The organism is Candidatus Rokuibacteriota bacterium (assembly GCA_016209385.1).
In the GTDB taxonomy this organism is placed as follows: Bacteria; Methylomirabilota; Methylomirabilia; order Rokubacteriales; family CSP1-6; genus JACQWB01.
Genome location: JACQWB010000235.1, coordinates 15,842 through 27,846, shown reverse-complemented (window position 1 = coordinate 27,846; position 12,005 = coordinate 15,842). Strand labels below are relative to the sequence as shown.

Annotated in this window: 13 protein-coding genes and 1 pseudogene; 11 read left to right on the top strand and 3 right to left on the bottom strand. The window is 67.4% G+C overall.

Annotation, left to right across the window (positions count from 1 at the left end):
• Positions 1–22: 22 nt before the first annotated feature.
• From HY726_17595 to HY726_17570, 6 genes and pseudogenes are all read left to right on the top strand, one after another.
• Positions 23–310 (top strand): annotated as a pseudogene (locus HY726_17595) (ABC transporter substrate-binding protein).
• On the top strand, positions 243–770 hold the full coding sequence (locus HY726_17590; GenBank protein MBI4610811.1) for an ABC transporter substrate-binding protein: 528 nt from the start codon (positions 243–245) through the stop codon (positions 768–770). The pseudogene HY726_17595 and the gene HY726_17590 overlap by 68 nt, the downstream one beginning before the upstream one ends.
• A 96-nt stretch (positions 771–866) precedes the next feature.
• Positions 867–1,742 carry a branched-chain amino acid ABC transporter permease gene (locus tag HY726_17585; protein MBI4610810.1) on the top strand — a complete coding sequence of 292 codons (876 nt, stop codon included), beginning with the start codon at positions 867–869 and terminating at the stop codon, positions 1,740–1,742.
• A gap of 31 nt (positions 1,743–1,773) precedes the next feature.
• Positions 1,774–2,751, top strand: coding sequence for a branched-chain amino acid ABC transporter permease (locus tag HY726_17580; protein MBI4610809.1), 978 nt, complete (start codon positions 1,774–1,776; stop codon positions 2,749–2,751).
• The gene (locus HY726_17575) at positions 2,748–3,500 is read left to right on the top strand and encodes an ABC transporter ATP-binding protein (protein ID MBI4610808.1); all 753 of its coding nucleotides are present in this window, start codon (positions 2,748–2,750) and stop codon (positions 3,498–3,500) included. Before HY726_17580 ends, HY726_17575 begins: the two co-directional genes overlap by 4 nt.
• Positions 3,501–3,518: 18 nt before the next feature.
• On the top strand, positions 3,519–4,238 hold the full coding sequence (locus HY726_17570) for an ABC transporter ATP-binding protein (GenBank protein ID MBI4610807.1): 720 nt from the start codon (positions 3,519–3,521) through the stop codon (positions 4,236–4,238).
• Between the two features lie 77 nt (positions 4,239–4,315).
• Here the strand turns inward: HY726_17570 and HY726_17565 are convergent, their stop codons facing one another.
• Together HY726_17565 and fabG are read right to left on the bottom strand one after the other, a co-directional pair.
• Positions 4,316–5,299 (bottom strand): branched-chain amino acid ABC transporter permease, encoded by a 984-nt coding sequence (locus HY726_17565; protein ID MBI4610806.1) that lies wholly within the window; start codon positions 5,297–5,299, stop codon positions 4,316–4,318.
• 77 nt (positions 5,300–5,376) lie between these two features.
• Positions 5,377–6,120, bottom strand: a complete 744-nt coding sequence (fabG, locus tag HY726_17560) for a 3-oxoacyl-[acyl-carrier-protein] reductase (GenBank protein ID MBI4610805.1) — start codon at positions 6,118–6,120, stop codon at positions 5,377–5,379.
• A gap of 79 nt (positions 6,121–6,199) precedes the next feature.
• Here fabG and HY726_17555 point away from each other — a divergent pair, with 79 nt between their 5' ends.
• The gene (locus HY726_17555) at positions 6,200–6,697 is read left to right on the top strand and encodes a polyhydroxyalkanoate synthesis regulator DNA-binding domain-containing protein (GenBank protein MBI4610804.1); all 498 of its coding nucleotides are present in this window, start codon (positions 6,200–6,202) and stop codon (positions 6,695–6,697) included.
• 144 nt (positions 6,698–6,841) lie between these two features.
• Here the strand turns inward: HY726_17555 and HY726_17550 are convergent, their stop codons facing one another.
• Positions 6,842–7,294, bottom strand: coding sequence for a hypothetical protein (locus tag HY726_17550; protein MBI4610803.1), 453 nt, complete (start codon positions 7,292–7,294; stop codon positions 6,842–6,844).
• 152 nt (positions 7,295–7,446) lie between these two features.
• On the opposite strand from HY726_17550, the gene HY726_17545 reads away from it, so the two are divergent.
• The 4 genes from HY726_17545 (at position 7,447) to HY726_17530 (ending at position 11,902) form a co-directional block, all read left to right on the top strand.
• Positions 7,447–8,613, top strand: a complete 1,167-nt coding sequence (locus HY726_17545) for a thiolase family protein (protein MBI4610802.1) — start codon at positions 7,447–7,449, stop codon at positions 8,611–8,613.
• 125 nt (positions 8,614–8,738) lie between these two features.
• Positions 8,739–10,526 (top strand): long-chain fatty acid--CoA ligase, encoded by a 1,788-nt coding sequence (locus tag HY726_17540; GenBank protein ID MBI4610801.1) that lies wholly within the window; start codon positions 8,739–8,741, stop codon positions 10,524–10,526.
• A 30-nt stretch (positions 10,527–10,556) separates the two neighbouring features.
• Positions 10,557–11,306, top strand: a complete 750-nt coding sequence (locus tag HY726_17535; GenBank protein ID MBI4610800.1) for an SDR family oxidoreductase — start codon at positions 10,557–10,559, stop codon at positions 11,304–11,306.
• A gap of 146 nt (positions 11,307–11,452) precedes the next feature.
• Positions 11,453–11,902 carry a hypothetical protein gene (locus HY726_17530; GenBank protein MBI4610799.1) on the top strand — a complete coding sequence of 150 codons (450 nt, stop codon included), beginning with the start codon at positions 11,453–11,455 and terminating at the stop codon, positions 11,900–11,902.
• The last annotated feature ends 103 nt before the right edge of the window (positions 11,903–12,005 follow it).

The window sequence follows — 12,005 nt, the reverse complement described above, 5'->3', positions numbered from 1 at the left end:
GAACGCCTTCGACCACTTCAACATCGCGCTCCAGAAGCTCCTGGGCAAGGTCGAGACCGTCTCCGAGGGGTGGCCGAAGCTGGGCACTACCGAGTTCACCGCCCACATCACCAAGGCCATCGCGGCCAAGCCGGACCTCCCGTTCACCTCGCTCTGGGGCGGCGACTACGTCGCCTTCTACAAACAGAGCATGCGCTACGACCTGTTCAAGAAGATGAAGTACGCCACGACCCTGGCCTTCGGTGCCGCCCCCCACTCGATCGGCAAGGACCACCCGGAGGGGATCGTCGCCGGGGTCCACGCCAACTACCACTTCACCTACCCGCCGGGGGAACAAGTGGCTTCCCAACGTCCACTTCGTAAAGGGCTTCCACGACAAGTGGAAGGAGTATCCGAACTTCGAGGCCGAGGGGGCCTACACCGCGCTGTACCTCCTCAAGGCGGCTGTCGAGAAGGCCAACCGGCTGGTGGGCGGCTGGCCCGACGACGAGGCGATCATCGCCATGCTCGAGGGCCTGATGTGGCCATCGCCTGCGGGGTACATCTACATCCGGCCGGATAACCACCAGGGGTACAAGGACGCGATGACGGGATTCCTCCGGAACTCGCCGGACTACCCGTTCCCGGTTCTGGACCCCAAGCGCGTCATCACGGTGCCGATCCGGAGCATCACGGCGCCTCCGGGCTGGCCGAAGCCCGGTACGACCCACAACGACCCGACCGCGACGTACAACTGGATCAAGGAGACCTGGCCGACGGCGAGTGGCTAGCGTGCCGTTGTCTCGACCCGCCGGCGGTCGGCTCGGCCGGCTGCCGGCGGGTCCTCCCCTCCCGCCGACACCGTCCTCGTTGAGTGTCTCTGGCCCATGGACATCCTAGCCGCCCAGATCCTCAACTCCCTCTTCTACGCGTCGATCCTCTTCCTGATCGCCTCGGGGCTCACCCTCGTCTACGGGGTCATGCGGATCGTCAACCTCGCCCACGGGAACCTCTACGCCCTGGGAGCGTACGTGACGGGGTGGGTCATGGGCCTCCTCGTCGGCCCGATGTCCGGACCGCCCCTGTTCCTCCTCCTGCTGAGCGGCGCGATCGCGGTGGCGGCCGTCGGGGCGATCCTCGAGCCCACCCTGCTCCGGCCGCTCTACAGGCGCGCCGAGGAGTATCAGCTCCTGATCACCTTCGGACTCCTGCTGATCCTGGAGGACGCCATGCACCTGCTCTGGGGCCCCCACCCGCTCACGTCGGGCGCGCTCCCGGACCTCCTGGGCAGCTCGACGATCTTCGGCGCCGTCTACCCGAACTACAACATCCTGGTCATCGCCATCGGGTTCACGGCCGCGCTCGCCCTCTGGGCCGTCGTGTACCGGACGAAGTTCGGGGTCATCCTCCGGGCAACCTCGCAGGACATGCGCATGGCTTCCGCCCTCGGAGTAAACGTCAAGCGCGTTTACGTTCAGGCCTTCACCATCGGCTGCTTCATGGCGGGCCTCGGCGGGGCGGTTATCATGCCCATCTCCGGGGCCGTCCTGGGGATGGGGATCGAGGCCCTCGTCCTGGCCTTCGTCGTCGTCGTGGTGGGCGGCCTCGGGAGCCTGGAGGGGGCGCTCGTCGGCGCGATCATCGTCGGGGTCGTGCGCACGCTGGGGATCATGTACTTCGCGGAGATCGAGCTCGCGGTCCTCTACCTCATCGCGGCCATCGTGCTCCTCGTCCGGCCCGCCGGGCTCTTCGGCCGGGCATGAGGGTCCCCCGGATCTCCTTGGGGCGAGTGCGATGAAACCGATCGCCGCGTACGTCGTCCCCATCGCCGCCATGCTCGTCGTCCTGCCGTACGTCATCCCTCCGTACCAGACGATCCTGCTTTCCTACGGCCTGATCTTCGCCATCGCCGCCCTCGGCTTCAACCTGCTCCTGGGGTACACGGGCCTCCTCTCGTTCGGGCATTCCGCCTACTTCGGCGTCGGGGCGTACGCCGCGGCGTTCCTCGTCAAGTACGCGCACGTCAGCTCCATGGAGATCTTCCTGCTCGGGGGAATCCTCGCCTCGGCGCTGGTCAGCGCCGTGTTCGGGTTCATCTGCGTCCGCTACACCCGGATCTTCTTCGCGATCCTGGCCCTTGCCCTCTCGCAGGTCCTCTGGAGCCTCGCCCTCAAGCTCTTCTGGGTCACCGGGGGAACCGATGGGCTCCGGGTTCCGACGCCCACGCTGCTCGGGGGGATGGTCAGCGAGCTGGTCGGCCCGGCGCAGGCGAAGCTCGATTTTCTGTCGCATCGCTACTACTACTACATCCTCGCGGTCTTCTTCGTTTGCGTCGCGATCATGTGGGTGATCGTGAACTCGCCCTTCGGGAAAGCCCTCCAGGCCATCCGGGACAACGAGACGCGGGCCGAATTCGTCGGGGTGCAGGTCCGCAAGTACCGGTGGGTCGCCTTCCTCGTGTCGGGGGTCTTCACGGGCGTCGCCGGGACCCTCTGGGTGCCGCTCAACGGGCTCACGACCCCGGACATCCTCTACTGGACCTTCTCGGGCGAGATCGTCTTCTTCACCGTCCTCGGGGGGTTCCGGACCTTCGCCGGCCCCATCCTGGGGGCGGTGGTGTTCAACTACCTCAAGGCTTACGTCGTCGGGGCCACCGTGTACTGGCAGCTCACCCTGGGCGTCATATTGGTGGTCCTCGTGCTGGCCCTGCCGACCGGGATCGCGGGGACGGCGAGAGCACTCTGGCTGAGGCTCGGGAGGGCGGCCGCGTGAAGATCCTGGAGACCAAGCAGCTCAAGAAGTACTTCGGCGAGACCCACGCTGTCGATCAGGTAGACTTCACCGTGACGCAGGGCGAGGTCCTGGCCCTGATCGGCGCCAACGGCGCTGGCAAGACGACCCTCGTCAATGTCATCAGCGGGCTCCTCCCGCCCGATGGCGGCCGGATCTTCTTCCAGGGGGCCGACGTCACCCACCAGTCGATCCATGAGCGGATCGAGGCCGGGATCGCCCGAAGCTTTCAGCTGGTCAACCTGTTCGACCAGCTCACGTGCCTGGACAACGTCGCGCTCTCCATCTTCTCCCGCGAGGGCAAGACCCGGCGGCTCATGGCGCTCGCGGAGCGGGATGGCGCCGTGCGCGACGAGGCAATGGCGGTGCTCCAGGAGTTCGGGCTCGCGCCGAAGGCAGGCATGGTCGCGGCTGGGCTCGCCCAGGGGGAGCGGAAACTCCTGGATGTCGCGGTGGCGTACGCCCTCAGGCCGCGACTCCTGTTCCTCGACGAGCCGACAAGCGGGGTCAGCACCCGCGACAAGGCTCCGATCATGGACATCATCACGTCGATCGTGCGATCGGGGAAGATCACGGCCGCCATCATCGAGCACGACATGGACGTCGTCTTCACGTACTCCGACCGGGTCGTGGTCATGCACGAAGGCAAGATCCTGGCCGACGGGCCGCCGGACAAGATCCGGCAGGACGAGCAGGTGACGACCATCCTGCTCGGCACCGCCGGGCCGTGAGCCTTCGGGGGACCCCCCATGCTCCAGCTTGAACAGGTCCACACCTACCGCGCGGCCGCCCACATCCTCCAGGGGATCTCACTGGCGGTGAACTTCGGCGAGGTCGTCTGTCTGGTCGGCCGCAACGGCGCGGGGAAGACCACCACCATCGAGAGCATCATGGGCCTCCTGCCCGTCTGGTCGGGGAGGATCACCTACCAGGGGCAGGACATCACTCGGCTGCCCCCGTACGAGCGGGCGCGCCTCGGCATCGGCTACGCCCCGGAGGATGCGGGGATCTTTCCGGATCTGACGGTCGAGGAGAACTTCCAGATCAGCCAGTGGTTGGCCGGGAGCGTCCGCAGGCCCGGGACGTCCTCGTCCGACGCCGAGATCCGCGAGCGAATCTTGGCGATCTTCCCCGAGGTCCGGGCGGTCACGCAGCGGCTCGGCCTGAATCTCTCCGGGGGGCAGAAGAAGATGGTCTCCATCGCGCGGGCCATGAGCCTCTCGCCGTCGATCCTGCTGCTGGACGAGCCGTTCGAGGGGCTGGCCCCCGTGGTGGTGAACCGGTTCATCGAGGCGGTGAAGGCGATCAAGGCCATGGGGATCCCGTTGTTCATCGCCGAGTCCAACCTCAGGACGGCCACCCGCATCGCCGACCGCCTCTACGCCATCGACCGGGGTGAGCTCATCTTCGAGGGGGACCCGCGGAGCGCCCTCGAGAACGCGGAGGTCATGAAGACGCTCCGCGGGTAAACTTGCAGAAGTCGAGCGCTGCGCCGGCAGGCCGTCACGGCCGTAGCCCCGCAAATCCCTCATCCCGACGATTCGCCTCACCGGCTCCCCGCCCTTCGAAGGCGCCTTGCTCTGTCGAGGAGGTGGGAGGCGCTGCCGGCCAGGCCCGCCGGGAAGGCGAAGACGACCGCGATGAGCAGGAGACCGAGCACCACTTCGCGGTGCTCGGTCCACCGCAGGGCGATGTCGTGGAGGGTCACGAAGGCGAACGCCCCGACGACGGGGCCGGCGAAGTGGCGGGTCCCCCCGAGCACGGTCGCCAGGACCAGCCGAGCCGAGAAGAGCCAGTTGAGCTGTTCGGGCGTGATCTGCCGGTCGAGCTGGCCCCAGAGGCCGCCGGCGAGACCCACGAAGACCCCCGAGATAATGAACGCGTACCACCGATACCGGCGGAGGGGGAGACCGACCAGTGCGGCCCGAGTCTCATTGTCCCGGATCGCCCGCAGGGCCATCCCGAACGGCGAGCGGCTGATCCGCCATAACGTCCACGTGGAGAGGAGGAACGCGGCCAGGATCACGTAATAGAGGGCGGGGATGAACTCGTCGGGGGAGAAGTCGATGCCGACGATGGTGAGGCGGGGGAGGTAAAGCCCGCCTTCGTACAGGAAGTAGAGCCCTTTCCCGAGGCTGCCGAACGGCCGAAAGGCCGCGCCGGTGATGAACAGGGCGTGGACCATCTGGGTGAAGGCCAGGGTCAGGATGGTGAACTGAATCCTCACGGCCCTGACGCAGAGGAACCCCAGGACTGCCGCGAGGGCGGCGGAGCCGACGACGCCAGCGAGAAGGAACGCCTCGAGCGAGCCGACAGGACCGAAGTAGTAGAGGAAGCCCCCGGTGTAGGCCGCGGCGCCGAAGTAGGCGGCGTGTCCGAGGGAGAGGAGCCCGGTGGTCCCGAACAGGAGGTTCAGGCCGAGGCAGGCGATGGCGTACAGCAGGGCGTAGCAGAGCTCGATCAGGTACCAGGGCGGTAGCAGGAGGGGCATGAGGAGCAGGGCCACCCCGGCCGGCGCGAGAGCCACCATCTACGCGGCGAGCTGAGCGTTCGTCTTGCCGACTGGGTATCCACGCCGAGCCCGGATCGCGCGCGAGATCTCGTCGTTCACATGAATAAGCCGCCGTTGATCGAGAGCTCGGCCCCCGTGATGTAGTCCCCGTCCGCCGAACAGAGGTAGACGACCGCGCGGGCCACCTCTTCCGCCCGCCCGAAGCGCTTCAGCGGGATCTGGTCCAGCAGCCGGGTTCTCACGCGTTCCGGAATCGCTTGCACCAGCTCGGTCTCGACGAACCCGGGAGCCACCGCGTTTACCGTGATGCCCTTGCCTGCCAGCTCCTTGGCCAGTGACTTGGTGAACGCGGCCACCCCCGCCTTCGAGGCCGCGTAGTTGGCCTGCCCGAAGTTCCCGATCTGGCCGATCACCGAGGTGATGTTGACGACCCGCCCGTAGCTCTGCTTGACCATCTGGTCGATGAAGACCCTGGTGCAGTTGTAGACGCCGTCCAGGTTGATGGCCAGCACCTTCCGCCAGGAGGCGTGGTCCATCTTGACGAACGTCTTGTCCGAGGTGACGCCGGCGTTGTTCACCAGGATGTCCAGGTGGCCGAACTCCTTCAGCACCTCGTGCGCCATGCGGAAGGTATCCGGGTAATCCCCGACGTCGGCCTGGGCCAGGATCGCCCGGCGGCCGAGCTTGTGGATCTGCTCGGCCACCTCCCGGGCCGCGGCCTCGCTGGAGATGTAGTTGACCGCCACGTCCGCGCCCTCTTCCGCCAGCGCCAGGGCGATCGCCCGCCCGATCCCGCGTGAGCCTCCCGTCACCAGTGCCGTGCGCCCGCTGAGCTTCATGGTCGGACCCTCCTTGCCGCGTCCGAAGTATAGTAGCTTGTTGGGGATGACGCGGAGTGTTAGACTGACGCGGGGACGCATGGCCTACGTCATCAAGCGCTACTCGAACCGCAAGCTCTACGATATCCAGGAGAGCCGGTACGTCACGCTCGAGGAGCTGGAGGAGCTGATCCGCGCCGGGAAGGAGATCTCGGTGGTAGACGCCGCGACCGGCGAGGACCTCACCTCGGTGACCCTGGCGCAGATCATCCTCGACAGCGAGCGCAACCGGCGGGCGACGCTCCCGACGGCCTTCCTCCACCAGCTCATCAAGCACGGCGAGGCCTGGCAGGACTTCGTCCAGAAGTCGCTCCGCTCGAGCCTCGAGGGGATCATCACGAGCCAGCGCGCGGCGGACCGGATCTTCAGGGAGTGGGCGGCGCGGTCCGGGCTCGTCCCGCCGCCCGAGCGGACGGGTCGGGGGGAGAAGGGGCGCGAGGTGGCGCCCGGGGTCGAGAACCTCAAGGAAGAGGTCGCGGCGCTGAAAGAGAAACTCCGGGCCGTCGAGGAGAAGCTCGGACGGAAAAAGGGGCGGTGACCCCCGGGGGTCGGCGGCCCTCCGGCCCCCGGGGTGAAGTCGGAGGGGGCCTCGACGGCCCCCTCCTAGGCCTCCCCCAGGAATCGGTTGCGCGGGCGAAGCCCGCGCTCGAAGGGCATTACTCCGACAGGCTGGTAGCTAGACCTAGTTGTCGGACGGCGTGTAGATCGCCTTGAGCTGGGTCGCCAGGCCGGCGAAGGTCTGCTGGATCTCCCGGGCCGCTTGCTCGGCCGTGGCCTGGAGCCGCTCGGCGGAGCGGGTGAGGGCCAGGGCGTTGCCCTCGACGAGCTTGAAGGCCTTCTGGGTGCCCTCGATCCCGTCGAGCACGGTCTTCTGGTACCAGACGAAGGGGTGCTTCTGCCATTCGCCAAGCTCGCTCTGCCGGGTCAGCCAGTAGCTCTGCCCCTGCTTCGCGGCCTCCACCGCCGAGGACTGCAGCTCGGCGTAGAGCCGGACCCCCTCCTTGACCGTGCTGCCGGTAAGGTCGGCCAGCTCGCGGAGGATCTTCTGGTTGGCGTCGGTCCAGAGGCTGAGCGCCTCGACGGCGGTGCCGGTGACCGCGCCGAAGAGTTCCTGGGGCTGCTTCGTCGTCTTCATGTCGCTTGGGCCTCCTTTCATGATCTGCGGTCAGCATAACGCGTCGCGTTATCCATGTCAAGATATATTTTGCGCGGCGCGTTATCGGACCCGTGGTATCGTTTCGGAGCCAGCGGTAAGTCCCCGTGAAACAAGGGCAAAGGAGGCCAGCCATGGGCGAGCCGGTGATCCTGGCGGCGGTCCGGACCGCGGTCGGGTCCGAGAACAAGGGCCTCAAGACTGTCACGCCGGGGGACCTCGGCGCCGTCGTCATCCAGGAAGCCATCAAGCGGGCGGGCGTGGCGCCCGGTGAACTCGACGACGTGATCTTCGGGAACGTCCTGGCTGGTGGCGGCAACACGGCGCGGCTGTCGCTCCTCCTGGCCGGGCTCCCGGTCGAGGTCCCCGGGATGACCATCGATCGCCAGTGCTCGTCGTCCCTCCAGTGCATCGCCCTGGCCGCCAACGCCATCCGCGCGGGGGACGGCGAGGTGTTCGTGGCAGGCGGCACCGAGTCCATGACCCGGCGGGTCTGGCTCATGGAGAACAACACGATCGACGGGTTCAGCCGGGTCCCGCCAAAGTTCGCGCGCGCCCAGCTCGCGCCCGCCGACATCGACCCCTCCATGGGCATCACCGCCGAGAACGTGGCCGAGCAGTTCAGGATCGCCCGGGAGGACCAGGACGCCTTCGCCCTGGAGAGCCAGCGGCGCGCGATCGCGGCCATCGACGCCGGGAGGTTCAAGGACGAGATCGTCCCCGTGATCATCCCCCAGAGGAAGGGCGACCCCGTGGTCTTCGAGGCGGACGAGCACCCGCGGCGCGACACCTCCCTCGAGAAGCTCGCCAAGCTCCCGCCGGTCTTCAAGCCGAACGGCACGGTCACCGCGGGCAACTCCTCCGGGATCGGCGACGGCGCCTCGGCCTGCGTCGTGATGGATGCGAAGCGCGCGGCGCGGATGGGGCTCAGCCCGCTCGCGCGGGTTGTGGCGACGGCGGCCGCGGGGGTGCATCCGACCACCATGGGGATCGGGCCCATCCCTGCGGTCCGGAAGGTGCTGAAGAAGGCCGGACTCACCCTCGACCAGATCGATCTGATCGAGCTGAACGAGGCCTTCGCCTCCCAGTCGCTCGCGGTGATCCGCGAGCTGGGCCTGGACCGGGCCAGGGTCAACGTCAACGGCGGAGCCATCGCCCTGGCCCACCCGATCGCGGCGACCGGGGCCAAGCTCGTGGCGACCCTCCTGTACGAGATGCGCCGCCGCCAGGCCCGCTACGGGCTGGTGACGATGTGCGTCGGCGGCGGCCAGGGGCTCGCCACGATCTTCGAGCGGATCTGATGCTGAGGCCGGTGGACGGCCGCAAGCAGGTGCGTTTGGCGGCCGGGCTCGCGAGGAGCCCGGCGGGGAAGATCCTGGGCAAGGAGCTCCGCAAGCTGCTCTGACGGAGTCGGGAGGAACACGCCATGGCTGACGACACCCTGGCACGCATGTTCTGGAGCCGCGTCGAAAAGAGGCGGGACCGGCCCGCCCAGATGTTCAAGCGGGACGGCCAGTGGCAGACGCTGACCTGGACCCAGCTCGGCGAGGCCGTCCGAGAGCTCGCGCTGGGTCTCCTCGCGCTCGGGCGAGCGAAGGGCGAGGCCGTCGCGCTCCTCTCGACCAGCCGGGCCGAATGGGTGCAGGCTGATCTGGCCATCTTGTCCGCGGGCTGCGTCACGGTGCCCATCTACCCCACCTACACGCCGGAGCAGATCGCCTACATCGTGAACGACTCCGAGGCCCGCACCCTGATCGTCGAGGATCCCGCCCAGCTCGCCAAGGCCCTGGAGGTCCGGGGCAAGATGGACAGGCTGGACCAGATCGTCGTGATCCAGGGCTACGAGGGGCAGGAGCCTTCGGTTCTGCCGTGGGAGAAGCTCCGCCAGCTCGGCCGGGAGAATGCCGAGCGGCTCAAAGGGTTCCTGGCCGATCGCGTCGCGTCCACACGCTCGGAGGATACGGCGACCATCGTCTACACCTCCGGGACCACGGGGCCGCCGAAAGGCGTGGTCCAGACCCACGGCAACCACATGGCCATGATGCGGGCCATTGCCGAGACCGGGACGATCACCGCCGAGGACATGGATCTCCTCTTCCTCCCCCTGGCCCACTCCTACGCCCGCTGCGAGGAGTACTTCACCATCTATCACGGTTGCACGACGGCCTTCGCCGAGAACCTGGACAAGGTCGGGGAAAACCTCCGGGAGGTCCGCCCGACCTTCCTCTGCAGCGTCCCCCGGGTGTTCGAGAAGGTGTACGCCAAGATCCTGGCGGGCGTGGAGGCGGGCTCCCCGGTCAAGAAGAAGATCTTCTACTCGGCGCTCGGGGTCGGACGGCAGGTGAGCCAGCTCCGGCAGGCTGGGAAGCCGATTCCGGGAGGGCTCGCGTTCAAGCACCGCATCGCTCACAAGCTGGTGTTTCACAAGCTTCACGTGGCGCTCGGCGGGCGCCTCCGCTTCGCGGTCTCGGGCGGGGCACCGCTGTCGAAGGAGATCGCCGAGTTCTTCCACGCCGCCGGGATCCTGATCCTGGAGGGGTATGGTCTCACCGAGACCTGTCCGTCGATCAGTGTGAACCGGCCGGAGCGCTACAAATTCGGTAGCGTGGGGATCCCGTACCCGGGGGTGGAGCTAAAGATCGCCGCGGACGGGGAGATTCTGGTCCGCGGTCCGAACATCGCCAAGGGATACTTCAAGAAGCCCGACGCGACCGCTGAGGTCTTCGAGCCCGACGGCTGGTTCCACACCGGGGACATCGGCGAGATCGACGCCGACGGCTTCCTCAAGATCACCGACCGGAAGAAGGACCTGATCGTGACGGCCGGGGGGATCAACATCGCGCCCCAGAACATCGAGAACCTCCTGAAGGGGGATCCGTTCGTCAGCCAGGCGATGGTCTACGGCGACCGGCGGCCGTACCCGGTGGCCCTGATCACCGTGAACCCGGAGGAGGTGGCGAAGTTCGCCAAGGAGCAGGGGATCCTCGTGACCGACTACGCCCAGCTCACCAGGCACCCGAAGGTGATCGAACGGGTCGGTCGCACCGTGGAGGAGAAGAACGCCGAGCTCCAGTCCTACGCCAAGATCAAGAAATTCGCGGTCCTGCCCCTGGACTTCAGCCAGGACGGCGGCGAGCTGACGCCGACCCTCAAAGTGAAGCGGAAGGTGGTCGCGGACAAGTACCGGGATGTCCTCGACTCGCTGTATCGCTAAGCGTCGCTTTTATTGGACGTGCTCGAATCACTGAGACTTGACGGGCGAGTTGCCATCGTGACCGGGGCGAGCCGCGGCCTCGGTCGCATCATGGCGCTGGCGCTCGCGGAGGCGGGCGCCGACGTGGCGCTGGCGGCGCGCTCCAAGCCCGACCTGGAGGAGACCGCGCGTCAGGTTGAAGGGCTCGGACGGCGGGCCCTCGTGGTCCCGACCGACGTCGCGCTCCTAAGCGCCGTGGAAGCGCTGGTCGGCCAGACCGTCCAGAGCCTCGGACGCCTCGACATCATGATCAACAACTCGGGCGTGGCCCACGTGGCGCCGCTGGCCGCCATGGACCCCGCCGAGTGGCAGCGGATCATCGAGACCAACCTGACGGGAGTCTTCAACGGCTGCCGTGCCGCGGCCCCCCACCTCATCGCTCAGAAGTCGGGGAAGGTGATCAACGTCGCCTCCGTCCTCGCCCAGGTGGGCCTCCCCGGCTACACGGCCTACGCCGCGTCGAAAGGCGGCGTCATCTCACTGACGAAGGCGCTGGCCGTCGAGTGGGCCCGCTACGACATCCAGGTCAACGCGTTGGCGCCGGGCTGGTTCGTCACCCCGATGAACGAGGGCGCCTTCGCGAACCCGCAGACCCGGGAGCGGCTCCTGCGCGATGTCCCGATGCGCCGGACGGGCCGGCTTGAGGAGATCGGCCCGCTCACGGTCTATCTCGCCTCCCCGGCCTCCGACTACATGACGGGCCAGACGATCGTCCTCGACGGCGGGCACTCCGCCGCGTGAGCAGATAGGGGTAAACGGCTTGACCCAGACTCGCGTCGCTGGAACAGGCGGAGGCAAAAGCGCAGGCGCCGAAGTGAGGCGACACCGGTCGATCACCGGTCGCGATCGATCCCGCTTCCTGCTCGACCGCGGAGAGGAGGAGCTACATGAAGCAGCTTGTCTTCGCGTTGCAGTTCAAGGGTACGGCGCGCCCGGTGCCGGGAGCCGAGGATAAGCTCCGGGCGAAGACCAGGGCGAGCAGCCAGGTTCTGCGCACGACCCTCAGCGCCAAGAGCGTGCAGGGCAAGCTTCAATCTGGCCGGGGTACGACTGCTGCTTTTGAGTCCGAGGTCCAGGTGACCGGCGAGGGCACCTTTCTGGAGTCCGGAACCATCAGCTACGGCAGAGCCGGCAAGGTAACCTTCAAGACAGTAGGGCATGGCGTCATCGGCCCGAGCGGCATCGAGGGCTTGCAGCGGGGTGCGGTGATCTGGGAGGTGACCGCGGGGACCGGGCAATTCGCGGGTGCCACCGGACTCCTCACCTCTAACTTCACGGTTGGCCCGAAGGGAGAGGTGGTGGACAACCACTACGTCCGTCTCTTCCTGCCTTCCTGACAGGCGGTGCTCATGAAGTGCCCCTGGTGCCGAGGAGGGAATGAGTATCGTTGTTCCCGGCGAAGGCCGGACGTGAAGAGGCGGAGGAGAAGAACGGGATGGG

Excerpts from the sequence above, each read along its gene's own strand:
- HY726_17585 (MBI4610810.1), top strand. The coding sequence starts at position 867 with ATGGACATCCTAGCCGCCCAGATCCTCAACTCCCTCTTCTACGCGTCG.
- HY726_17580 (MBI4610809.1), top strand. The coding sequence starts at position 1,774 with ATGAAACCGATCGCCGCGTACGTCGTCCCCATCGCCGCCATGCTCGTC.
- HY726_17570 (MBI4610807.1), top strand. The coding sequence starts at position 3,519 with ATGCTCCAGCTTGAACAGGTCCACACCTACCGCGCGGCCGCCCACATC.
- HY726_17565 (MBI4610806.1), bottom strand. The coding sequence starts at position 5,299 with ATGGTGGCTCTCGCGCCGGCCGGGGTGGCCCTGCTCCTCATGCCCCTC.
- fabG (MBI4610805.1), bottom strand. The coding sequence starts at position 6,120 with ATGAAGCTCAGCGGGCGCACGGCACTGGTGACGGGAGGCTCACGCGGG.
- HY726_17555 (MBI4610804.1), top strand. The coding sequence starts at position 6,200 with ATGGCCTACGTCATCAAGCGCTACTCGAACCGCAAGCTCTACGATATC.
- HY726_17550 (MBI4610803.1), bottom strand. The coding sequence starts at position 7,294 with ATGAAGACGACGAAGCAGCCCCAGGAACTCTTCGGCGCGGTCACCGGC.
- HY726_17545 (MBI4610802.1), top strand. The coding sequence starts at position 7,447 with ATGGGCGAGCCGGTGATCCTGGCGGCGGTCCGGACCGCGGTCGGGTCC.
- HY726_17540 (MBI4610801.1), top strand. The coding sequence starts at position 8,739 with ATGGCTGACGACACCCTGGCACGCATGTTCTGGAGCCGCGTCGAAAAG.
- HY726_17530 (MBI4610799.1), top strand. The coding sequence starts at position 11,453 with ATGAAGCAGCTTGTCTTCGCGTTGCAGTTCAAGGGTACGGCGCGCCCG.